Below are 23,161 nucleotides of genomic sequence, written 5' to 3' on the forward strand. Positions count from 1 at the left end.
AATAACTCCTATATGTCATTTCAATGTCGACTCGGTATTGGAGTCCGGCATAGGCTCCTCCCAAATACCCATCCAACGACCATCGTTGGGGCTGAGATTGATGAAAAAGTCGTTCCACTCTTCAATCGGCCGCATTTCCAGCTGTTCCTTTTTCAGTTTTCGCCTTCTCATCTCATTTCCCAGCTTTTCTTTGAAGTTCCCATCACCATCAACCTCTATGCGAATCGCCGAAGAAATCATTGGGTACTTCTTGTCACCAAACAAGGCAATCAGGGCCGCCGCCTTTCGGACATGTACGCCGAGAAAGATAGACTTCCCAGACGGATCAGAAATAAACGCCTCACAATTTGGAAAACCATCACCCGTGATATACGTTACGACATCCAAATGTTTAGCTACTCGGTCGAGTGTCATTATAATTTTGTAACTAACATCTAGACTTGGTACGAACGTCATACCTGTGAGTTTCTTAGTTTCCGCAGAAAACGGAAAGGCGTGATTCTCACCCGCGTAGCCACCGTCTACCCACACAGTAGTAACCGCACCCTTTTCGGTTTTAATTGACGGCCAGCTTCCACCCTTCGGTTTCAGCTCTGCATCATAGTGAGTATGCTCAGCACCCGCTTTTCCGGAGTCATTCGACTCCGTTTGCGTATCAGTAACTTCGTTCGTTGCCAGCTTTACAAAAAACTTATGCCATACACGTGAAGTTATTAGCGTTCCCTGAACACCAGACAGCCCGCTGGGCTTTAACGAAAAGCCGCGCGCATCCCCTTCAAAATTAAAGCCGCTCCAGCCAAATGTTTTCCCCGGATGAAACGACCTGACGTTGAACTCATACGTTGATAGCTTCGCTAGTTTTACGGTCGCGACTTGTCCGTCACGATTAGTCGAAGGGGTTGAGGAAGCTTGAGCCAAAGGCGTCGCATTAGACATTCGCAACACCTGCTGGAGTGAGAAGAGAGACTTTAAGTATCTGAGAAGCTTTGCCAGTACTGACAGCTTTGGTATGGCCGCTGGCGTCTGTTACCCCTTCATAGACCTCACCCGACTCGGTTTCTAATCGGTAGCCATAATTTGCAACTGGATTCCCCTCTTCATCCCGCAACACAAAAAAATCGTTGAAGTAACCTGGCATTGGAACAGGAGGCACAAACGGCACCGGCGAATGCGAATTCCCGATAATCACCGTCCCGGACCCAGCCGTAACCTTGTTGCCATGAGTGCCAACAGAACCCACGGTGGCCGCCGGTTTCCCATTAATCAAAACCGTCGTCGCAAGATCGCCAACCATCGCACCACCACACGCCGAGGCATCGCCTTGGCGGGCGGCCGCGAGGCCGTCGAAGAAGACGTCGCCGGAACCGGCGGCGATCGGGTTGGTGCCGTGGCCGGGGAGCGGGCAAGCGGTGGGGTCGGATACGCGGGCTGCTGGTTTGCCGGACATACGAATCTCCTTAGTTGACCTTGACTTGACCGCTGCCATCCAGGCGCGCGGCGAAACTGACCTGGCGCTTGAAACCATCAACTTCCAGCAGGCCTTCGATGCTGAAGGACAGGCGAAGCTGATCGTGATCACGCGGCAGGGAGATGACACGCACATTGCTCAGGCGTGGCTCGTAGGCTTCGATGAAATTTTCGATGGCCAGACGGGCCTGACTCAGGGAGTCGTGCAGGCTCAGACGCATGTCATTGAGATCGGGTAGCCCGTAATCGGACAGCGTTTGCACGCTGCCCGCACGGGTGCTGAGCATCTTGGCCAGATGGGCAGCCACGGACGCCATGGCGGAGACCTCGCGGCTCCAGCCGACGCGTTTGTCCGCGTCGCCACCCAGGCGTTCGAAAAGGCTGCCGTATCCAGTCATGAGTTAGCTCCGCTTACTCTTTGTCCAGCTTGCCAACCAGCGACAGGGTGAAATCGGCACCCATGTACTTGAAGTGCGGACGCACGTTCAGGCTGACGCGGTACCAGCCAGGCTCGCCTTCAACATCGCTGACGATGATCTGGGCAGCGCGCAGTGGACGGCGGCCACGGACTTCGGCGCTTGGGTTTTCCTGGTCGGCCACGTACTGGCGGATCCACTTGTTGAGTTCCAGCTCGAGGTCGGTACGTTCTTTCCACGAACCGAGTTGCTCGCGCTGCAGCACTTTCAAGTAGTGAGCCAGGCGGTTGACGATCATCATGTACGGCAGTTGGGTGCCGAGCTTGTAGTTCAGCTCTGCTGCCTTGCCTACTGCGCTGATGCCGAAGAACTACGGCTTCTGCACCGAGCTGGCGGAGAAGAACGCCGCGTTGTCGGAGCCGTTGCGCATGGTCAGGGAGATGAAGCCTTCCTCGGCCAGTTCGTATTCACGACGGTCGCTAACCAGAACTTCCGTAGGAATCTTGGTTTCGATTTCGCCCATGCTTTCGAAGTGGTGCAACGGCAGGTCTTCAACTGCGCCACCGCTCTGCGGGCCGATGATGTTCGGGCACCAGCGGAATTTGGCGAAGCTGTCGGTCAGCTTGGTGCCAAACGCGTAGGCCGTGTTGCCCCACAGGTAATGCTCGTGGCTGTTGGCGACGGTTTCTTTGTACACGAACGATTTGACCGGGTTTTCTTCCGGGTCGTACGGGTTACGCAGCAGGAAACGCGGCACGGTCAGGCCAACGTAACGGGAGTCTTCCGACTGGCGGAAGCTCTGCCATTTGGCGAATTGCGGGCCTTCGAAGTGATCTTTCAGATCCTTCAGGTCCGGCAGGCCGGTGAAGCTTTCCAGGCCGAAGAATTTCGGGCCGGCAGCAGCAATGAATGGTGCGTGCGACATGCAGGCAACGCTGGACACGTATTGCATCAGTTTCACGTCCGGCGAGCTTGGGGACATGAAGTAGTTGGCGATGATCGCGCCCACAGGCTGACCACCGAACTGACCGTATTCAGCGGTGTAGATGTGCTTGTACAGGCCCGACTGCATCACTTCCGGCGAATCGTCGAAATCGTCCAGCAGGTCTTCTTTGGAGACGTTGAGGATTTCAATCTTGATGTTTTCGCGAAAGTTGGTGCGGTCGACCAGCAACTGCAGACCACGCCACGACGATTCCAGGGACTGGAAGTCAGGGTGGTGCAGGATTTCGTCCATCTGGCGGCTGAGCTTGGCATCGATCTCGGCGATCATGCGGTCAACCATGGCTTTCTTGACCGGCTCACCGTTGTTCTGGGGCTTGAGCAGTTCTTCAATGAAGGCCGACACACCGCGTTTGGCGATGTCGTAGGCTTCGTCGTCCGGCGTCAGGCGGGTTTCGGCGATGATGCTGTCGAGAATGCTGTATTCGCCGTTCTCTTTGCTCTTTTGCTGTGCTGCGCTAGTGCTCATGGTGTTGGCTTCCTTGGCTGATGGAGACTCAGGCGTCCTGGGCTGCGGCGTTCAAGCCCAGCTCACCCAGTACGCGACCGCGGGATTCGTCGTCGGCGAGAACGCCTTCGATGGCTTTGCGGAACGCAGGCGCGTTACCCAGCGGGCCTTTGAGGGCCACCAGCGCGTCGCGCAGTTCCATCAGTTTTTTCAGCTCAGGCACTTGCTCGACCAGCGAGGCCGGGTTGAAGTCCTTCATCGAGTTGACGCGCAGTTTCACGGCCAGTTCTTCAGTGTCACCTTCTTCCTGAAGACGGTTCGGCACGCTCAGTGTCAGGGTCAGCTCTTGCTTGGCCAGCACTTCGTCAAACGTCATTTTGTCGATGCTGATCGGCTTGCGATCTTCGACTTTGCGTTCGTCCTTGCGGTGGGTGTAGTCACCGATTGCCAGTAGTTTCAACGGCAGTTCGATCTCTTCCTGTGCACCACCGGTGGCAGGTTTGAAGGTGACGTTGATGCGTTCCTTGGGGGCTACCGAGCCTTCTTTGGCCATGGCTTTTCTCCTTGCGGTTGTGGCCCTGGGGCCTATTCGAGTACCACTTCGAGGTCGAGGTGGCACAGCCTGCGATAAATCTCTTCCTTGCGTTCACGTACGGCATGGTTCTGCGGCAACAACTCGCAGCAGCTATGCAGTAAATGCAGCACTTCCAGCGCAAGATCGGGCTCCCAGGCGTTCAGGCCTGAGTCCTGTAATGTTTGGTCGAGGGTTTCGAGTTGGGTCTTGGCCAGTTCGTATTTCTTGGCCATGAAGCACAGCCGCGCGAGGGCGAACTGCCAGAAGAATCGGACGCGTCCGCCGTGGGCACTTTGCAGGCCCTGCTTGAGGATCTGCACGGCGGCCTTGAGGCCGTCCTTGCGCAAAATCGGCAAGACTTCTTCGAGGGCCACTTCCCAGGCTGGCTGGGTGTCGGCGACTTCGACCTTGCGCGGCGCACTGGCGCTTTGCAGGTGCGGCATGACGTTGGCGCTGATCCAGGCGCGGGTGGCAGGATCGGCGAACGGCGCGCCGTCGTGGAAACGCAATTCGACGATGCCGGGCAGGCGCTGAATCAAAAGCGCGAAGTGGATTTCCACTTCGCGCATTGCCATCTCGGCGTTCAGGCCCTGGAGGCATTCCCAGACCATTCGCTGGCCATCGAACCAGAACGGCGCCTTCGCCAGGCTCGCCTCCAGTTCCACCAGCAGGTCGGCGTATTTGGCCTGATCGTAACGGTCCTGATAGGCCTTTAGCTTGTCCGCGGGCAAGCCGCGCAACACGGTGATTTGCTCGGCGTTGCGCTCAGGCACCGCGTCGATGGGCAGCCACAGCAGCGTGCGATTGAGGCGCAAGGCGCGCAGGTCGGTGGCTTTCTGCTTGAGCCACCAGGCACACAACGGACGGGCGCTTTCCTGCTGGGCGCGCAGGGCCTTGTGGGCTTCTTTTTCGTTGTCGATCGGTGCGCCGGGGGTGAACAGCTGCGTGGCGGCCTGTTTGACTTGGGCCACCGCAGCGCCCACCACGCCGGGTTCCGGCTGGTTGTCGGCGGCGCGTTGCACCATGTTTTTCAGGCGGCGGGAGATCGGCAGCAGCAGCGGCGCGTCGTCGCCCAGGTGCTCGGTGCAAGCGGCATCGAGCCCTTCAAGGTGTTCGACCAGCCGCCGGAACATCGGCAACTGCTCTTTGATCGCAACGTTTTCGGTCAGCACCTGCTCGAGACGCGGCACCAGCCAACTGATCGCAGCCGAGCGGGTACGGGCCTTGTTCGGATGGACTTCGGCCCAGTGGTTCTCGCACAGGTGGTGCAACAAACCGAGGCCGGCCAACAGGCCCTGGAACGATTCGCGCTGGTACAAGGCCCACGTCAGCCAGGCGCCGACTCGCAAATCCTTGGACTGGGTGCGCAGCAGGTTTTCGCTGTTTTCACGGATTTTCAGCCAGTCGATCTGACCGCTTTCGTGCATGGACGAGGCTTTCGCCAGCTCGCTTTCCAGTGCCTCATATTCGCTCGAAAAACGAACGTCCTCGCCCGCGAATTTCTCTTTGGAAACAGAGGCTTTTGCGAGTTCGAGGTAATGAGCGGAAAGTTTGCTTGAGTAGGACATCCATGGCCTTTAATTAGGATTACGGTCGAACGCCAATTGCAGTTGCAGCGGCGCGGGACAGTATCAAAGAGCTGCGATGAATCTCATCCAATTGAGGTCGTGCTCTTTCAAGTGGGCGCATCGTAATCACAATGATGGCCACTAGCAAGCATCCGATTAAACAACAAGACGAACTGTTGTTTATTACGTGTAGGAGATATCCCTATATGTGTAAGGGGATTCCCTGATGTCGCATTAATAATCACCTCTTCACCTGATCACCCTGAAACCATCGACCTAGACCCACCCGTAAAATTCGACAGGGATAATGAGCCTCACCCCCAGCGACAGGTGCGCAGCATGCCAATAATTTTCAAGCATGAATGTAGGAAACCTCCGAAATGTTTCCGAAATTTTAAAAAAACAGATTCCGACAATTGAGATGTAAAAAAGTGCCATCAAGCTGATGGCACTTTCATTTTGAATAAATGCTCAACTTCGGCAATACGCCCTGTGGTTGCATGAACTTCGCTGACACTGACGCAACATTCTGACATCCAGAAATATCTGACCGAGTTTCAAGCCCGGTCTTACATACCGCTCTGCCTTGCCTTGTTAGCGTGCAGAGCATCATCGCGCGCTCAGGCCAAGTCATGGCTGCACGCCGCGATCTTCACTTCTCTGCGCTCAAGGACGAGCGACTACGAAGCAAAAGGATAAGCGCATGTTCGCACCGGCTAATGCCGCTCAATTCACTCTCGTGATCCCGACGGTTCGCAACGACTTCAAAGTACTGGCCTTCGATGGCACTGAAACCATCAGCGCCTTGTACTCAATTCACATTGATCTGGTCAGCGAAGACCCCGACTTCGATTTGGAGAGTCTGCTCAACCAACCTGCATTTCTCCAATTCGGCCTCAAAGGCGAAGGCATTCATGGCCATATCGCGGCGGTGTCCACAGGCGATGTCGGTAAGCGCCTGACCCGCTATCGCATAAACCTGGTACCGGCCCTGCACTTCTTGCAGTTCAGCCATGACCAACGGATTTTCCAGCACCAGACAGCGCCGCAAATCATCGAAAAGGTACTCAAGGGACATGGCATCCAGGCCGATGCGTTTACCTTCCACGTCAAAACGAGTCCCGAGCGCGAATACTGCACGCAATACCGCGAAAATGATTTTGAATTCGTCCAGAGGTTGTGCGCCGAGGACGGCATTTCCTGGCATCACCAGCATTCGCGGGAAGGCCATGTGCTGGTGTTCACTGACGACCAGACTTTCTTCCCCAAACTGGGCGAAACTTCCTATCAGCAAGACTCCGGAATGGTGGCGGAGCATCCCGTCGTCAGCCAGTTATCCATGGGTTTCAGCACCCGCCCCTGCAGGGTTACCCGGCGACACTACGACCTGGAGCGCCCGAGCCTTTTACTGGAAAGTCGCTTCACTGCTGAGTTCAGCCCGGAGCTTGAAGACTATCGTTACCCACTATTCTTCGAGAGTGAAAAACTCGGCCAGCAACTCGCCCGGCAGGCGCTGGAACGACACCGTGCCGATTACCAATTGGCCGAGGGCGAAAGCGATCAGCCCAGTCTGCGCTGCGGGCACTTTTTCAGTCTGACGGATCACCCACGCGATACGTACAACGATCTATGGCTGCTGCTCAGTGTCACCCACTCTGGAAAGCAGCCTCAGGTGCTCGAAGAGTCAGTCACCACTACCGAATCCAAGGACGGATTTACCCAGGGCTACCGCAACAGTTTCAGTGCGATTCCATGGGATGTGTTTTTTCGACCACCGATGCCGGCACAACGAACCCCGCTCGTCTGCCAGACCGCCCGCGTCACCGGGCCTGCCGGCGAAGAGATCTACTGCGATGAATATGGCCGCGTCAAAGTCGAATTTCATTGGGACCGCGCTGAGCGCAACAGTGAAAACAGCAGTTGCTGGCTGCGGGTAGCCTCAAGCTGGGCCGGGGACAACTTTGGTGCGGTGATCATTCCGCGTATCGGCATGGAAGTCCTCGTCACCTACCTCGAAGGCAATCCCGATAATCCATTGATAACCGGTTGCCTCATCAACAAGGTCGCGCCGCCGCCCTACCCCTTGCCCGAGAACAAAACCAGAACCGTACTGCGCAGCCACAGTTCCCCCAGCACAGGCGGTTACAACGAACTGTCGATTGAGGACCGCGCCGGGCAGGAGTTGATCTACCTGCGCGCACAAAGAGATATGGCGCAGAAGGTCGAGAACGACAGCCATCTGGACGTGGGCAATGAACGCCGTGAAACCATCAAGGGCAATAGCATCGCGGTGCTCGGGGCTGAAGAACATCGCACGGTTACGGCGGATCGAAAGGTTCAGCTCAAGGCCAGTGACTATCTACAGATAGTCGGGAGCAGCCATACACAGATCGGCGAAGCGTTCGTGGTCGAGGCCGGTGAGCACGTTCATATCAAGGCCGGGGCCAGTCTGGTGCTGGACGGGGGCGCCAGCATTACCTTGAAGGCGGGTGGTCACCATATCGTGATCGATGCTGATGGGGTTTTTAGCAGTAGCGAGATTGAGGAAGACGGTTCACCAGTGGAAGGAATGGCGGCGCATGCATTGGTGCCGGGTACGGTGGCGGGGTTGTTGGCGTCCGTTGTGCCTGCGCCGTTGGAAGAAGATGTGTCGGATGAGCTGGAGGAAGAGGAGGAAGAAGTCGAAGAGGAAGGGATTACTTTGCGGATTGGGGTGTTTTTTGATGGGACCGGGAATAACCGGTCCAACAGTGAGATGGCGGCTGGATGTTATGCGCGGGATGTAAATCTGCTGGAGGAGGCTGAGGATATTCAGCGGTTTTGTAAGGCGTATGGGTATGACGGTTTGGGGAATACGCCGGATGATAGTTATGGGAATGACACGAGTAATGTGGCGAAGCTGTATGAGCTGTACACCAATGACAGTGAGCGGCTGTTGGCTGATGACGAAACCATAGGGTACATACCCGTCTATCTGGACGGCATCGGTACCAGCAGTGGTGAACAGGATTCACTTTTTTCACTAGCAACCGGCATGGGTGCACACGGTGTATTGGCAAGGGTTAAGCAAAGCCCTTCACTCATTCTTGAAGGGATAGAAAGGTTTCAACGGATGAATCCAGACCGAAAAGTTGAGGGTATTGAGTTCGATATTTTCGGATTCAGTCGGGGGGCGGCGGCGGCGCGGCATTTTGCCAATGAAGTACAGAAAGGAGAGAAGAGTCCGTTGGCGGTGCTGCTACCAGCCAATGCGACGTTGTTTACCAAGGAGTTTTCCTGGCGCACCAACACTGATGACTCCATCAACTTTATCGGCATATTCGACACCGCTGCCGCAGTTGCGAGTATTTCCGAAGCCGATTTGAGCGTCCATGATGCTATAAACCCCGGCGTCAATTTGTATCTGGCGCCCGATATCGCAAAAAAAGTCGTGCATTTAGTTGCACGGGACGAACGCCGCCACAACTTCTCACTCAACAGTGCCGGTGCCGCTGATATCGTGCTGCCCGGCGCTCACTCTGACTTGGGTGGCGGATATCTTCCGAACATCATTGAACAAGTTCTGCTTAGCAAGCCGCGCTGTAGCCGCGACATGGAACTGTACGTGCCTTCTACAGAGTCAACCGCCTTTCGCTTGGCTCAGCAAGAACTCGGTCGTCTTCAGGACCAGCTCAATCTGAATGGGCTGACTCTGGAGGTAAAAACCTGGACGGTAGAGACTACAAGCAACGTTAAAGGCGATAGGTCCAAATCGAAAAGTGTCTATGCGGCAGTCCATAGCAAGCGGACTGTACAAAACGATCTGGCGTTGATTTACCTGCGCATCATGCGTGAGTTGGCAGCGAGGAATGACGTGCCTTTTCGCGTTATCAACGATAAAGAGCCAATGTTTGCTTTACCCGGCGAGCTACAAACCATCGCGCAAAAACTGATGGCTTATGCACTGGGCGAAACTCGCAGGGCGGGCTTGAGCGTGTTTGAGGAGGAGTTGCTCTATCAACGTTTCATCCATCTGTCTGCGAAGTGGAACGCTGCCAAAGGATGGAACAATAGCGACCTGAACATCATATTTATCGATCGACCCGCCGAAAACTATAAACGCGTGGTGCATCCTAATGCGTGAGGGCTCATCCCGGCTTAAGGCCGGCTTTACGCTGCTTTTTGCGTTGTTGGGAGGATGTGCCTCTTACGAGAGCAGATCATTACCTTACGACGCTTGGAGCCTCAATTTTTTTGCGCCCGACTATATGGAAGTCTGGATCGAAACGGCCGATGTCGTTGATATCAACGATCGTCTATTCCGGGGTGCGGGTCGCGGAATTCCCGCGACTGGTTATCCCCGAGGGCTAAGTAAAGGCATACCGGCTCACTTCAAGGGCGATGCAAAAGGATGGTTTAAAGATCCAGGAGGAAAAGGGCGATATGTAACGGGTGCCGACCTGCCTCGTTTGGTCTATGTACGCTGGCAGTCCATAGCAGAACCGCAGACCTACGAGGCCTATATCGAGATTCCCCAATCTGCCAGGAACACCATGCTTAAGGACGAAAAAGCTTTTTGCGGTGCGGTAGGCAAATGGAAAACCGATTACCGAAAGCTACTGATTGTCGGCCTGGCGCCAGGAGGAATCGCCAAGGTGTGGCTGGGTGGGCCCTGCCTTCAGTCTACCGAAGTAACCCGTGTCCAAGGCACGATCAGTCCAGAAGGCCCATATAGGGGACAGTCAGGCGGCGCCTATTACCCACTTACGGAGGAGTCCAAAGCCTACATCGACAAATTCGGTATCCCGTTCGGAAGCTGGTAAGGAGAGAAAATCAATGGAATTAAGAACAATATTTTTCGCAGCGTTTGTGTGGCTGCCTTGTGCTAACGCCGCAGAGCAGCCCCGCCCAATAGAGGGGGATTATTACTTGTACGGGGCTATGGAAATGGCCGCCAGGCTGGTTCTTAAAAAAGACGGATCTTTTGCAGCAGCCGCTGCGTACGGGAGTGCCAACGGTACTGCGATGGGAACGTGGAGTATCGAGAGCAATAAGCTGAAGCTCACGAGTGAAGCTGACCCTCACGCAGCTAAAAAGCTAGTTTTCGAAATGCCCAGAACAAGAAACCTGGCTGAATTGGAGGAGAGTTATCGAATCCAGCACGGCAATTACGACGAGATCGATAACGACACGGCTAACTACGCCCAGACTCACTACATTTTGCAGATGCAGTACGACCGGCACCCACCCCCCCCAGCCATCGACCCCGTGTACCTTTATTTCGAGTTTTCCGAAGGCGCCGGGAGCCAGCAGTTACTGGAGTCAAATGAAACAACAGACCTTTGGCTGCCTTACGACCCACAAAGAACGCTAACAAGAATAGGCTTCGGGACATCCCGCAATTCCGGCCCAATTCAATGGTTCGACGTTTCGCCGGATAGCCGCTGGTTCGGTATCGGCTGGAAAAAAGAGAAGAGCCAGCCAATCGCGTTTAGCCCGCGTAAAGAAAAGGTGCTGGCCGAAATTCAACGTGATCTGAACGATGACGAACAAGGTCGTATTCTGAAGAATTACCTCATCACGGTTTATCACTTCGATCCAATCAGCACGCCAGCCATATCGCCTGTCGATGTGTACTGGAGGTTTGACGATGGTTCTACCGAGCAACAGGTGTGGGCGGATTCGAAGCAAGAGAGATTATCCCTGCCCTACTCTCCCACGAGAACCTTGGAGAAGATCGGCTTGCACACTCAAGGCTCAAAGGACGAAATCGAGTGGCTTCCTACCCTGCCTGATATGAGATGGATGCGTGTGGATTGGAAGGATTACACCGTGCCCGCCAATGGTGAGTTGTCCCTATTGTTTCAGGACCTACGACTCGCCATCGAGCCTGACTGCCTCGCGGTGGATTTTGGCAACGGCAAAGCGTGCTTTCGCCGTCGTTAACATTCTCGGTCTGGTGAGGATTTTATGGATGTTCAGGTGTTGCTTCTCTGCGACTTAAACGCCGCCCGACAGCGCCCGTTTAAAACGCCTCAAGGTTACGTCCTGCAAGCTACAACACCTTGCGCCGTTACCTACGGCTACGCCAGAATCCGCCGGCTTGTGCGCCTTTTGGCCGGCCGGTAACTTGGTTCCTGTCACTGATCGTCAGTGGACGGGTTTAGTCGCCCGCTGGTAATTGAAGTTGCACAAGCTTCCGTCAGACAGGTATCTCCTACCTGTATTTGATGGTGGCTGTGCGCAGGGCACCTTCGGGTGCGCCGGCTTCTTCAATTCCCCGGTCCGACTAACCTGCGTACAGCCGCCACCCCTTCGTTTAGTCGGCGAAGTGGTGTCAGCATCACTTATGGAATTGAAGATCATGTTCAAGGTAACTCCAAATCCGCCGGACACCGATCCGGTCTCTCCTTACGAAAGCCCTGATTCAAAAAAACTCAACGACGCCGCCGAGCGCGCCCTCGACCATCACTTCCCGCCAGCCGAACAGAAACCACCGAAACGCAACGGCCAACTCTTCAGCGTCTGCCCGGACATCAATACTGATGCGCTGCTTGCCAACGCTTCGGAAGACTCACGGTCCATCAGCGCCATCGCCGCCGAACTCGCCGACGATGTGAACGGCCCACAACGCTCCATAGCCTTGGCGCTCAGCCGCATGGCCGATGGCGTGCATTTGTTGGTAGAACGAGCGCTGGATGACCTCGATGAGCCGGAAATGGCGGCGATTCTCGCCAGAAAACACACCCGAGCCAGTTGATCCGCAATCCATAAAAATGAGCACCCGTGAGACTGTATTGCCTCACGGGCACATCACTTCGGGTTCCGATGACTCGCGGTGTCCGGTCGCTGACTAATGCATTGCTACCAACCATAAAAAATGGGCACCCGACTCAATCGGTATGCCCATTTTTCAATACGGTTCTCCCCGTTATTGAGGGAGTTCGCCGCAATTATGGATTAACGCTGTCTTTCAACGACTTGCCTGGCTTGAACGCAACGGTGTTGCTGGCCTTGATTTTGACAGGCTCACCGGTTTGCGGGTTTTTACCGGTGCGGGCACCGCGGTGGCGTTGCAGGAAGGTACCGAAGCCCACCAGCGTGACGCTGTCTTTGCGGTGCAGAGCGCCGGTGATTTCTTCGAGAACGGCGTTGAGAACGCGGTTGGCCTGCTCTTTGGTGAGATCTGCTTTTTCAGCGATTGCAGCGGCGAGTTCTGGTTTACGCATTAGTGAAGCCCCTTTGACGGTTTTTTGTTGTTATGTCCGTGCTGTTCTCGTTGGAACAGCGCCCAAGGCGCCGCAGGTGCTCTACTCTGCGGCAGACGGGAGTGAGAATGGCACGCACGGAAGAGCCGCGCCAGTCTCGGCGCGACCTTTGTAGGGGCAAAAGCGGGGTGATTCCGACAGAACGACCGGTATTTACGCCAGCAGTGCCGGAAGCTCTTTGTTGAGGGCCAGTTTTTCCATCACGGCCGCGCCTGTGAGGGCATAGCCGAGCAGTTTTCCCCTGGCATCGCGGCATAAAGCTTTGACGTCCGCGCCCTGCCCTTCGACCGTCCAGACGCCCTCCACACCCCGCGGCGGCGGTGAAACCACCAACGGGCAGACCGGGGTTTTCACGGTGATCGGCATCGGGCCGTAACTCACGGCGGTAGGGTTGCCGGCGAGGGTTTGCGCCAGCGCTCTCGCACAGCTCATGAGGGGCATGACGTACAACAAATTCAGCCCATCGACCTCGGCGCAGTCGCCCAGGGCGTAGATATTGGCGTGGGAGGTTTTCAGATGGCGGTCGACCACCACGCCGCGATTGACCTGCACACCGGCTGCCGCCGCCAGATCGATGCGCGGACGCAGGCCAATGGCCGAGACCACCACGTCGCAAGGAATCACCTGGCCATCGGACAGATGCGCTTCCACGCCGTCTGCGACGCGCTGCAAGCGGTTGAGCACCGGCCCAAGGTGGAAACGCGCGCCCAGGCTTTCCAGCCCGGCCTGCACCGCAGCGGCTGCCGCCGGGTGCAGCAGGGTCGGCATGACTTGCTCGCAGGGTGCAACCAGTTGCACCTCGTAGCCGCCGAGGATCAGGTCATTGGCAAACTCGCAACCGATCAAGCCGGCGCCGAGCAGCAACACCCGGCGCTTGCCCGCCGCTGCCGCGCGAAAGCGGGCGTAGTCTTCCAGGTCGTTGATCGGGAAAACCACATCAGCCGCGTCGCCTTCGATGGGCACCCGCACGGTTTCTGCGCCCCAAGCCAGGATCAGGTCGCGATATATCACCGCTTCCTCACCGATCCACAGGCGTTTGTGGCCCGGATCGATGCCGCTTATGCGCGTGTGGGTACGCACTTCGGCCTTCAATTGCTCGGCCATGGCACCCGGTTCGGCCATGCTCAGGCCGTCGGCGTCTTTGTTTTTGCCGAAGCCGGTGGAGAGCATCGGCTTGGAGTAGGAGCGTCCGTCATCGGCGGTAATCAGCAGCAGCGGGGTTTCGCCATCGAGTTTGCGAAACTCCCGGGCCAGGTTGTAGCCAGCCAGCCCGGTGCCGACGATCACGACAGGTGCGTTCATTCCCTACTCCTCTAAATGTCTTAGTTGATTTCGATCATTTCGAAATCCATTTTGCCTACGCCGCAGTCCGGGCACAGCCAGTCTTCCGGTACGTCTTGCCACAGCGTGCCCGGCGCAATGCCGTCGTCCGGCCAGCCGTCGGCTTCGTTATAGATCAGGCCGCAGACCACACATTGCCACTTTTTCATTCAGGTATTTCCTCAGGATTCAGGCTTATTGCGGCGCGGACGGTCACCAGGTGGAGCGATGCCGTCCGGCTCAGGGGCGTTTTGTACTGATCGGGCCCGGCAGATGCAAGCGTGTTCGGCGCAACGGCGGCCCGGATCAATCAAAATCGCTGGCTGACATGGTAAGCTCGCCGCCTCATTTGCTGCCAATAATGACTCACTGTGCCGCACTCAAAATCCCCCTCTGCAACCCCGCTCTGGCTCCCTCAAAGCCAACTGACGCCCCTCCCCGACACGTCTACCCTCGACTGGCTGTTCGACGAAGGCTCTTTGACCCGACGGCTGATCCGCTTGTCGAATGACGGTTTCAGCGTCACGCCGCTGTTTGAAGGCTGGCAACCGCTGCGCGCCGACGAATGTGCCGCGCTGGATCTGGCCGAAGGCAGCGAAGGCTGGGTGCGCGAGGTGTATTTGCGTGGGCACGGCGAAGCGTGGGTGTTTGCCCGCAGCGTAGCGGCGCGCAGCGCCTTGCAGGGCGACGGCTTGCACATGGACGAACTGGGCAGCCGCTCCCTGGGCGAATTGCTGTTTTGCGATCAGGCGTTCCAGCGGCGCGCCATCGAGGTTTGTCACTATCCTCAGGAATGGCTGCCGCTGGCGTCCCGGGCCCCCGAACTGTGGGGCCGTCGTTCGCGTTTTGACCGTGGCGCCCTGAGCGTGCTGGTGGCCGAGATTTTCCTGCCGACCTTGTGGCTCGCCACCCGCGCCCACCCGGAGAACTGCTGATGTACCAAAGCCTGCTCAAGTCCCTGAACCGCTTGAATCCTCGGGCTTGGGATTTCATTCAGCTGACCCGCATGGACAAGCCGATCGGCATTTATCTGCTGCTGTGGCCGACGCTGTGGGCGCTGTGGATTGCCGGCAAAGGTTCGCCATCCCTGGCCAACATTGTGATTTTCGTCCTTGGCGTGGTGCTGACGCGCGCCGGCGGCTGCGTGATCAACGACTGGGCGGATCGCAAGGTCGACGGCCACGTGAAGCGAACCGAACAGCGCCCTTTGGTGAGCGGCAAAATCAGCTCCAAAGAAGCCTTGGTGTTCTTCGCATTGCTGATGGGCGTGAGTTTCCTGCTGGTGTTGAGCACCAATGCGGCAACGGTCTGGCTGTCGTTCGGCGGTTTGGCACTGGCCTTCACCTACCCGTTCATGAAGCGCTACACCTATTACCCGCAAGTGGTGCTCGGCGCGGCGTTCTCCTGGGGCATGCCGATGGCGTTCACCGCCGAAACCGGAGAGCTACCGGCAGCGGCATGGTTGCTGTGGATCGCTAACCTGCTGTGGACCGTGGGCTACGACACTTACTATGCGATGACCGACCGCGACGACGACTTGAAGATCGGCGTGAAATCCACCGCCATTTTGTTTGGCGACGCAGACCGGGCCATCATTCTGACGTTGCAAGGCCTGGCGCTGGGTTGCCTATTGCTGGCGGGATCGAAATTCGAGCTGGGTGGCTGGTTCCACTTGGGACTGTTGGCGGCGGCGGGCTGTTTCGCGTGGGAGTTCTGGTACACCCGCGGCAAGGACCGGATGCGCTGCTTCAAGGCGTTTTTGCACAACCACTGGGCCGGGTTGGCGATTTTTGTGGGGATTGTGCTGGATTATGGGATGCGCTGAATCAAACCTGCTCCCGGCACGGGGGCAGGTTTGTGGTTCTGGACTCGCTTACTTCTTAGGTCCGGAATTGGTGATGACGTGCCAGACATCTTTCATGCCGTCACCTTTCATTTCTCCAGGCTTTTCGTCCTTCACAAAGGTATACAGCGGCATGCCGTCGTAAGCGTATTGCATCTTGCCGTCATCACGCTTAATGACACTCCATTTGCCCTCGGCCTTGGCACCCGCCGGAGCCATCATTGGCGGCCAGTTTTTGGCGCACTCATCGTTACACATTGACTTGCCGTCAGCATCCTTGTCGTACATGTACACCGTCATGCCCTTTTGATCGACCATCACATCGCCTTTCATCATTGCAGGCTCAGCCGCGAAGGCCATTGATGGTAAAGCCATGACCGCCGTCAGCATCAAAGCTTTGAAGGATTGCGAGTATTGCTTCATGGAAACCTTCCTTTTGTGGTTGTCAGGATTCGGACTTAGAGCTTAGTTCAGGATCATGACAATCGCCGGTCGACTAAAATACTGTCACACGACTGCAATAATTCCGTTATCTAATGCGGCGCAAGACAGTTAAATGACAAGAGGATTAAGGCATGGTTGGCAGGAGCATTCTGATCGTCGACGACGAAGCGCCCATTCGCGAAATGATCGCCGTTGCGTTGGAAATGGCCGGCTATGACTGCCTGGAGGCTGAGAACTCCCAGCAGGCCCATGCCATCATCGTCGACCGCAAGCCAGACCTGATCCTGCTCGACTGGATGTTGCCCGGCACGTCCGGCATCGAGCTGGCCCGTCGCCTCAAGCGCGATGAGCTGACCGGGGACATCCCGATCATCATGCTCACCGCCAAGGGCGAAGAGGACAACAAAATCCAGGGCCTGGAAGTCGGCGCTGACGATTACATCACCAAACCGTTTTCCCCCCGTGAGCTGGTGGCGCGCCTCAAAGCCGTGCTGCGCCGTGCCGGCCCTACCGACGGCGAGGCACCGATCGAAGTCGGCGGCCTGCTGCTCGACCCGATCAGCCACCGCGTGACCATCGATGGCAAACCCGCCGAGATGGGCCCGACCGAATACCGCCTGTTGCAGTTTTTCATGACTCACCAGGAACGTGCCTACACCCGTGGCCAGTTGCTGGATCAGGTCTGGGGTGGCAACGTATATGTTGAAGAACGCACCGTCGACGTGCACATCCGCCGTCTGCGCAAAGCCCTCGGTGATGCCTATGAGAATCTGGTACAAACCGTGCGCGGCACCGGTTACCGCTTTTCTACCAAAGCCTGACCAAGACCGTTCCCGCCCGACAAGCTGACAAGGACGCGTGTTCAATTGAACCAAAACTGGCATGGCACCCTGATTCGCCACATGCTGTTGCTGGTGACCGGCTGTTTGGTGATCGGCCTGATTACCGGCTATTACGGCTGGAGTCTCGCCGTGGGCCTGGGCCTTTACCTGGCCTGGACCCTCAAGCAATTGCTGCGTCTGCACGAATGGCTGCGGCTGCACAAACCCGACGAAGCACCACCCGACGGCTATGGCCTGTGGGGCGAAGTGTTCGACAGCATCTACCACCTGCAACGCCGCGACCAACGCGTGCGCGGACGCCTGCAAGCGGTGATCGATCGTGTCCAAGAATCCACTGCAGCGCTGAAAGACGCCGTCATCATGCTCGACAGCGACGGCAACCTGGAATGGTGGAACCGCGCCGCCGAAACCCTGCTCGGCCTCAAGACGCCGCAAGACAGCGGCCAGCCGGTGACCAACCTGGTGCGCCATCCACGCTTCAAGGAGTATTTCGAGCAGGACAGCTACGCCGAACCGCTGGAAATCCCTTCGCCGACCAATGATCGCGTACGCATTCAGCTGTACATCACCCGCTACGGCAACAACGAACACCTGATGCTGGTGCGCGACGTGACGCGTATCCATCAGTTGGAACAGATGCGCAAAGACTTCATCGCCAACGTGTCCCACGAATTGCGCACCCCGCTGACAGTGATCTGCGGCTACCTGGAAACCCTGCTCGACAACGTCGAGGAAGTGAACCCGCGCTGGACCCGTGCCTTGCAGCAAATGCAGCAGCAAGGCGGGCGCATGCAGACCTTGCTCAACGACTTGCTGCTGCTGGCCAAACTGGAGGCCACCGATTACCCCTCGGACAACCAGCCCGTGGCCATCGACGGCTTGCTGCAATCGATCACGAGCGACGCCCAGCAGTTATCCGGCCAGAAAAACCAACGCATCACCCTGGAAGCCGATCCGACGATTCTGCTCAAGGGCAGCGAAGCCGAATTGCGCAGCGCGTTTTCCAACCTGGTGTTCAACGCGGTGAAATACACCCCGGCCGAAGGCAATATCCGCATTCGCTGGTGGGGCGATGAGCAAGGCGCACACCTGAGCGTGCAGGATTCCGGGATCGGCATCGACAGCAAACACCTGCCGCGCCTGACCGAGCGTTTCTACCGCGTCGACTCCAGCCGCAACTCCAACACCGGCGGCACCGGCCTCGGTCTGGCGATCGTCAAACACGTGCTGCTGCGCCACCGCGCACGGATGGAAATCAGCAGTGTGCCGGGGCATGGCAGCACGTTTATCTGCCATTTCGCGCCCGCTCAGGTCACGAAAACCCGGGTCATCAGCACCGCTGACTGATACCGGCCAGCACTCGCCACTAGGCAATCGCCCGGTCAGCCGCTACATTGGCTGACTTGTGCCTGCCCTTCAGGCACCGCATTAACCCCCTATTCGAATACACGGAACCCGCAAAACTCCATCATGGACCCTTCCCCTGGCTTGACCCTCGCGACACTCTTCGCCGATTTCGGCATGATTCTTTTTGCTCTGATCCTGGTTTTGCTCAACGGTTTTTTCGTTGCGGCGGAATTTGCCATGGTCAAATTGCGCTCGACCCGGGTCGAGGCCATCGCTGAAAAAAACGGCTGGCGCGGACACATCCTGCGCACCGTTCACAGTCAGCTCGATGCGTACCTCTCGGCGTGCCAATTGGGTATCACCCTCGCCTCCCTGGGCCTTGGCTGGGTCGGTGAACCGGCGTTCGCGCACATCCTCGAACCGGTGCTGAGCGCCGTTGGCGTCGAGTCCGCCGAAGTGGTCAAAGGCGTGTCGTTCTTCACGGCGTTCTTTATCATTTCGTACCTGCACATCGTCGTCGGTGAGCTGGCCCCGAAATCCTGGGCCATTCGCAAACCCGAGCTGCTGTCGCTGTGGACCGCGGTGCCGCTGTATCTGTTCTACTGGGCCATGTACCCGGCGATTTACCTGCTCAACGCCAGCGCCAACACGATCCTGCGGATCGCCGGCCAGGGTGAACCCGGCCCGCATCACGAGCACCATTACAGCCGTGAAGAACTGAAACTGATCCTGCACTCCAGCCGTGGTCAGGACCCGAGCGACCAAGGCATGCGTGTTTTGGCTTCCGCCGTGGAAATGGGCGAGCTGGAAGTGGTCGACTGGGCCAATTCCCGGGAAGACCTGGTGACGCTGGAGTTCAACGCACCGCTCAAGGAAATCCTGGCGATGTTCCGTCGCCACAAGTTCAGCCGTTATCCGGTGTACGACAGCGAAAGCCAGGAGTTCGTCGGCCTGCTGCACATCAAGGACTTGCTGCTGGAACTGGCGGCCCTGGACCACATCCCCGAGTCGTTCAACCTGGCCGAACTGACCCGGCCGCTGGAGCGCGTATCGCGGCACATGCCGCTGTCGCAGCTGCTGGAACAGTTCCGCAAGGGTGGCTCGCACTTCGCCGTGGTCGAAGAAGCCGATGGCAACATCATCGGCTACCTGACCATGGAAGACGTGCTTGAGGTGCTGGTCGGCGACATTCAGGACGAACACCGCAAGGCTGAGCGCGGCATCCTCGCTTACCAGCCGGGCAAGCTGCTGGTACGGGGCGACACGCCATTGTTCAAGGTTGAACGCCTGCTGGGCATCGACCTGGACCACATCGAAGCCGAAACCCTCGCCGGACTGGTCTACGAAACCCTGAAACGGGTACCGGAAGAGGAAGAAGTGCTGGAAGTCGAAGGCTTGCGGATCATCATCAAGAAGATGAAAGGGCCGAAGATCATTCTGGCCAAGGTGTTGATGCTGGATTAAACGCAATACCGGCGGCGAGGGGGCTTTTGTGGCGAGGGGATTTATCCCCGTTGGGTCGCGAAGCGGCCCCGCTTTATCTGGAAGCTTTGGGACGGCTTCGCCGTCCAACGGGGATAAATCCCCTCGCCACAGATAAATCCCCTCGCCACAGATAGATCCCCTTGTTTACAGGTGATCTGCGTAGCCTTCATTGCTTGCCCAACGCAAAGTTGGGCAACGCCCCGACCGGTTGATTGAACTGGTACGGAATCGACACCAGCCCCAACCCGGTATTGCGCTGCACCACGAAGTGCAGGTGCGGCCCACTGCTGTTGCCGGTATTGCCCGACAGGGCCAGCGCATTCCCCACCGCTATCCGTTGCCCCTCGCGAACGCCCACCGAACCTTGCTTGAGGTGCAGGTACACGCCCATGGTTCCGTCATCGTGCAGCACCCGCACGAAATTACCCGACGGATCGGTGCCGCGCCCGGTCTGGGCATTTTCGGTTTTCACCACCACCCCGCCACGCGCCGCAATGATCGGCGTGCCTTCGGGCATGGCAATGTCCATGGCGTAGCGGTTCTTGGCGCCGAAATGGCTGTATTGGCCGTTGGCGCCCTGACTCAAGCGAAACGGCCCGCCACGCCATGGCAGCGGATACCGATAGGCCATGGCAGCCCCTGAAGGGTCGCCCAGGGAATATTCGAACCTTGGGGTGTACGCCAGCGGAATTCCGGCCTTCGTCGCCGTGAGCAGCGCCAGACGGATGTTGCTGCGGGCCGGCATGACCCGGCGGATCGGTCGGCTCGGTGCGCCGCTGACATTGCTCAGACCGGCAAAGCTCAACTCGATCTCGACCGGCGCATACAGGTCGTTGCGCACGTACACGTTGTCCACGCCCTTCTGCTTCTTGATCTCCAGGTACACCTGGCGCTCAAGGTGCTCGACCATGCGATCACGAAAAACGAACACCTGGGAGCCTTTGGTGGGGCGGTCGCTGTAGGAGACCACGCCATTGGCGTCTTTGGACTTGTAGATCGTCATGGCCACAGCCGAAGTGGAGGCCATGAAAAGACCACAGAAAAACAGCAGGCGCGCGAGCATGGGCAAGAGTCTGTCGAGTAAGGCCTGGGGAGGAGCCTAGCAGCTGCAATGGACCCGGGTAGTCGGCAGATGTTTCAAATGATCGTTCCCACGCTCTGCGTGGGAATGCAGCAAGGGACGCTCTGCGTCCCACCGAAGCGGACGCGGAGCGTCCGGGGAGGCATTCCCACGCAGAGCGTGGGAACGATCAGCGGTACACGTTACGCGCCTGGAACGAAGTGCTTCTGCGCCGTACCACGAGCAATCAGGCGGGAGATGTAGTCGAGTTTCTGCGCGTCCTGATCCACAAAGCGGAAAGTCAGTTGCAACCAGTCGCTGTCGGGTTTCGGTTCAAACGCGACGATGGCGTGCAGGTAGCCATTGAGGCGCGCGACTTCGGCGTTGTCGCCCTGCTCCAGGTCGAGCACGGCGCTGTCGAGCACTTGCGGCAATGTGTCGGTGCGCTTCACCACCAGCAGCGCTTCCTTGATGCTCAAGGCCTTGATCACGCATTGCTGAATGCCGCTTGGCAAACGCAACTGGCCTTGACCCCGCCCGCTGGCAGGAGCGGAAGCAGCGACCGGTGCCTTGACCGGTGGGCTGTTGAGCAAACCGCGCGAAGGGGCTGCCGCCGGTGCGGGAGCTGCGATCACGGCTGCCTTGCCGCCGGTCAACGCGCTCAGGGAATCGTTGCCGAAGGCCGAGTTCATTTTGGTCGGTGCACCGTTCATCAAGGCGTCGAGCTTGCCGACCTTGTTCAGCGCTTGCTTGACCTTGGTCAACAGTTGTTCGTTGGTGAAGGGCTTGCTGACGTAGCCGGAAACGCCGGCCTGAATCGCCTGGACCACGTTCTCCTTGTCGCCACGGCTGGTCACCATCACGAAGGGCATGGTCTTGAGGTTGTCCTGCTCGCGGCACCAGGTCAGCAGTTCCAGGCCAGACATTTCCGGCATTTCCCAGTCGCACAGCACCAGGTCGAACGCTTCCTTGGCCAGCATGGCCTGAGCCTTTTTGCCGTTGATGGCATCTTCGGTCCGGATACCCGGGAAGTAGTTACGCAGGCACTTCTTTACCAGGTCACGAATGAACGCCGCATCGTCCACCACCAACACACTGATCTTGCTCATCCATCACCCCTCGAAAAAATCCCGGCAAGCATACCGTTTTGCTGATGGCACATTGCCAAAAACCTTCAGTCACGCCGGGACTTTTCGTTCGCGGGTGCTGCTTTTGAAGTCGAAAACCACACAAAAAAACGCCCGGCCAAAGGACCGGGCGTTTTTCTTGGGCAGTCTTACTTATCGTCAGCTTTGCCCGGAACATTAGCGGTTTCGCCACTTGTGCCTTCAACTTCTTCTTTCATGCGCTTGAGGCCCAGGTGACGCACGTCTGTGCCGCGCACCAGGTAAATCACCAGTTCCGAGATGTTGCGCGCGTGGTCGCCGATGCGCTCCAGCGAACGCAGCACCCAGATAATGCTCAAGACCCGCGAGATAGAGCGCGGGTCTTCCATCATGTAGGTGGCAAGTTCACGCAGGGCAGTCTTGTATTCACGGTCGATGATCTTGTCGTACTGGGCCACCGATAACGCCAAGTCGGCGTCGAAGCGGGCAAAGGCGTCCAGCGCATCGCGAACCATGTTGCGCACCTGGTCGCCGATGTGGCGAACCTCGACGTAACCGCGTGGGGCCTCGCCTTCTTCGCACAACTGAATGGCGCGGCGGGCGATCTTGGTCGCTTCGTCACCGATGCGCTCAAGGTCGATCACCGACTTGGAGATGCTGATGATCAAACGCAAGTCCGACGCCGCCGGCTGACGACGGGCCAGAATGCGCAGGCATTCTTCGTCGATGTTGCGTTCCATCTGGTTGATCTGGTCGTCGATCTCGCGAACCTGCTGGGCCAGGCCGGAGTCGGCCTCGATCAGCGCGGTCACCGCGTCGTTGACCTGCTTTTCCACCAGACCGCCCATGGCCAGGAGGTGGCTGCGCACTTCCTCGAGCTCGGCGTTGAACTGCGCGGAGATGTGATGGGTAAGGCCTTCTTTGCTAATCATGTTGGCGTCCTTGGAGCGTCCGGTTAGGTGCGGTGGACCGCAGCGTCAATTCAGTGAGCA

At 57.6% G+C, this 23,161-nt stretch carries 21 protein-coding genes and 1 pseudogene; 9 read left to right on the forward strand and 13 right to left on the reverse strand.

Annotated features, from left to right (window positions below):
• Positions 1-15: 15 nt before the first annotated feature.
• The 6 genes and pseudogenes from ACIQV9_RS07800 to tssA form a co-directional block, all read right to left on the reverse strand.
• Complete coding sequence (locus tag ACIQV9_RS07800; RefSeq protein WP_403099867.1) at positions 16-936, reverse strand: hypothetical protein; 921 nt, start codon at positions 934-936, stop codon at positions 16-18.
• Positions 929-1,447, reverse strand: coding sequence for a PAAR domain-containing protein (locus ACIQV9_RS07805; RefSeq protein WP_403099868.1), 519 nt, complete (start codon positions 1,445-1,447; stop codon positions 929-931). Before ACIQV9_RS07805 ends, ACIQV9_RS07800 begins: the two co-directional genes overlap by 8 nt.
• 10 nt (positions 1,448-1,457) lie before the next feature.
• Positions 1,458-1,865, reverse strand: a complete 408-nt coding sequence (gene tssE, locus ACIQV9_RS07810; RefSeq protein WP_008150080.1) for a type VI secretion system baseplate subunit TssE — start codon at positions 1,863-1,865, stop codon at positions 1,458-1,460.
• Positions 1,866-1,878: 13 nt separating this feature from the next.
• Positions 1,879-3,354: pseudogene (gene tssC, locus ACIQV9_RS07815) on the reverse strand (type VI secretion system contractile sheath large subunit).
• A gap of 28 nt (positions 3,355-3,382) precedes the next feature.
• Positions 3,383-3,886 (reverse strand): type VI secretion system contractile sheath small subunit, encoded by a 504-nt coding sequence (tssB, locus tag ACIQV9_RS07820; protein ID WP_403099869.1) that lies wholly within the window; start codon positions 3,884-3,886, stop codon positions 3,383-3,385.
• A 32-nt stretch (positions 3,887-3,918) separates the two neighbouring features.
• Complete coding sequence (tssA, locus tag ACIQV9_RS07825) at positions 3,919-5,475, reverse strand: type VI secretion system protein TssA (RefSeq protein ID WP_403099870.1); 1,557 nt, start codon at positions 5,473-5,475, stop codon at positions 3,919-3,921.
• Positions 5,476-6,178: 703 nt separating this feature from the next.
• Between tssA and tssI the strand changes: the two genes are divergently transcribed.
• The 4 genes from tssI to ACIQV9_RS07845 all read left to right on the forward strand — a co-directional run bounded on the left by tssI (position 6,179) and on the right by ACIQV9_RS07845 (position 12,214).
• Entirely contained in the window at positions 6,179-9,598 is a 3,420-nt protein-coding gene (tssI, locus tag ACIQV9_RS07830) for a type VI secretion system tip protein TssI/VgrG (RefSeq protein WP_403099871.1), read from the forward strand.
• Positions 9,591-10,277: a DUF2931 family protein gene (locus ACIQV9_RS07835; RefSeq protein WP_403099872.1), complete on the forward strand. Its 687-nt coding sequence runs from the start codon at positions 9,591-9,593 to the stop codon at positions 10,275-10,277. The genes tssI and ACIQV9_RS07835 overlap by 8 nt, the downstream gene beginning before the upstream one ends.
• 13 nt (positions 10,278-10,290) lie before the next feature.
• Positions 10,291-11,400: a hypothetical protein gene (locus ACIQV9_RS07840; protein WP_403099874.1), complete on the forward strand. Its 1,110-nt coding sequence runs from the start codon at positions 10,291-10,293 to the stop codon at positions 11,398-11,400.
• 418 nt (positions 11,401-11,818) lie between these two features.
• Positions 11,819-12,214, forward strand: coding sequence for a DUF6124 family protein (locus ACIQV9_RS07845; RefSeq protein ID WP_403099876.1), 396 nt, complete (start codon positions 11,819-11,821; stop codon positions 12,212-12,214).
• A gap of 193 nt (positions 12,215-12,407) precedes the next feature.
• Here ACIQV9_RS07845 and ACIQV9_RS07850 read toward each other — a convergent pair whose 3' ends face one another.
• From ACIQV9_RS07850 to ACIQV9_RS07860, 3 genes are all read right to left on the reverse strand, one after another.
• Positions 12,408-12,683 carry an HU family DNA-binding protein gene (locus ACIQV9_RS07850; protein ID WP_003213368.1) on the reverse strand — a complete coding sequence of 92 codons (276 nt, stop codon included), beginning with the start codon at positions 12,681-12,683 and terminating at the stop codon, positions 12,408-12,410.
• Between the two features lie 192 nt (positions 12,684-12,875).
• Positions 12,876-14,024, reverse strand: coding sequence for an NAD(P)/FAD-dependent oxidoreductase (locus ACIQV9_RS07855; RefSeq protein WP_403099877.1), 1,149 nt, complete (start codon positions 14,022-14,024; stop codon positions 12,876-12,878).
• A 20-nt stretch (positions 14,025-14,044) separates the two neighbouring features.
• On the reverse strand, positions 14,045-14,212 hold the full coding sequence (locus ACIQV9_RS07860) for a rubredoxin (RefSeq protein ID WP_007954349.1): 168 nt from the start codon (positions 14,210-14,212) through the stop codon (positions 14,045-14,047).
• Between the two features lie 201 nt (positions 14,213-14,413).
• Here ACIQV9_RS07860 and ACIQV9_RS07865 point away from each other — a divergent pair, with 201 nt between their 5' ends.
• Both ACIQV9_RS07865 and ubiA read left to right on the forward strand, forming a co-directional pair.
• Entirely contained in the window at positions 14,414-14,977 is a 564-nt protein-coding gene (locus ACIQV9_RS07865) for a chorismate--pyruvate lyase family protein (RefSeq protein ID WP_403099879.1), read from the forward strand.
• The gene (ubiA, locus tag ACIQV9_RS07870; RefSeq protein WP_403099881.1) at positions 14,977-15,867 is read left to right on the forward strand and encodes a 4-hydroxybenzoate octaprenyltransferase; all 891 of its coding nucleotides are present in this window, start codon (positions 14,977-14,979) and stop codon (positions 15,865-15,867) included. Before ACIQV9_RS07865 ends, ubiA begins: the two co-directional genes overlap by 1 nt.
• 48 nt (positions 15,868-15,915) lie before the next feature.
• Here ubiA and ACIQV9_RS07875 read toward each other — a convergent pair whose 3' ends face one another.
• Positions 15,916-16,308, reverse strand: coding sequence for a hypothetical protein (locus ACIQV9_RS07875; protein WP_403099883.1), 393 nt, complete (start codon positions 16,306-16,308; stop codon positions 15,916-15,918).
• Between the two features lie 152 nt (positions 16,309-16,460).
• Here ACIQV9_RS07875 and phoB point away from each other — a divergent pair, with 152 nt between their 5' ends.
• The 3 genes from phoB (at position 16,461) to ACIQV9_RS07890 (ending at position 19,982) form a co-directional block, all read left to right on the forward strand.
• Positions 16,461-17,150, forward strand: coding sequence for a phosphate regulon transcriptional regulator PhoB (phoB, locus tag ACIQV9_RS07880; protein ID WP_007896474.1), 690 nt, complete (start codon positions 16,461-16,463; stop codon positions 17,148-17,150).
• An 81-nt stretch (positions 17,151-17,231) separates the two neighbouring features.
• On the forward strand, positions 17,232-18,518 hold the full coding sequence (phoR, locus tag ACIQV9_RS07885) for a phosphate regulon sensor histidine kinase PhoR (protein ID WP_403100024.1): 1,287 nt from the start codon (positions 17,232-17,234) through the stop codon (positions 18,516-18,518).
• 123 nt (positions 18,519-18,641) lie between these two features.
• On the forward strand, positions 18,642-19,982 hold the full coding sequence (locus ACIQV9_RS07890; protein ID WP_403099884.1) for a hemolysin family protein: 1,341 nt from the start codon (positions 18,642-18,644) through the stop codon (positions 19,980-19,982).
• Positions 19,983-20,169: 187 nt separating this feature from the next.
• Here the strand turns inward: ACIQV9_RS07890 and ACIQV9_RS07895 are convergent, their stop codons facing one another.
• From ACIQV9_RS07895 to phoU, 3 genes are all read right to left on the reverse strand, one after another.
• Positions 20,170-21,066, reverse strand: a complete 897-nt coding sequence (locus tag ACIQV9_RS07895) for a peptidoglycan DD-metalloendopeptidase family protein (protein WP_403099885.1) — start codon at positions 21,064-21,066, stop codon at positions 20,170-20,172.
• A 200-nt stretch (positions 21,067-21,266) separates the two neighbouring features.
• Positions 21,267-22,172, reverse strand: coding sequence for a response regulator (locus tag ACIQV9_RS07900; protein ID WP_403099887.1), 906 nt, complete (start codon positions 22,170-22,172; stop codon positions 21,267-21,269).
• Positions 22,173-22,339: 167 nt separating this feature from the next.
• The gene (phoU, locus tag ACIQV9_RS07905) at positions 22,340-23,101 is read right to left on the reverse strand and encodes a phosphate signaling complex protein PhoU (RefSeq protein WP_008150055.1); all 762 of its coding nucleotides are present in this window, start codon (positions 23,099-23,101) and stop codon (positions 22,340-22,342) included.
• Positions 23,102-23,161: the final 60 nt, after the last annotated feature.

This window comes from Pseudomonas sp. NPDC099000, assembly GCF_044759925.1.
Taxonomy (GTDB): domain Bacteria; phylum Pseudomonadota; class Gammaproteobacteria; order Pseudomonadales; family Pseudomonadaceae; genus Aquipseudomonas.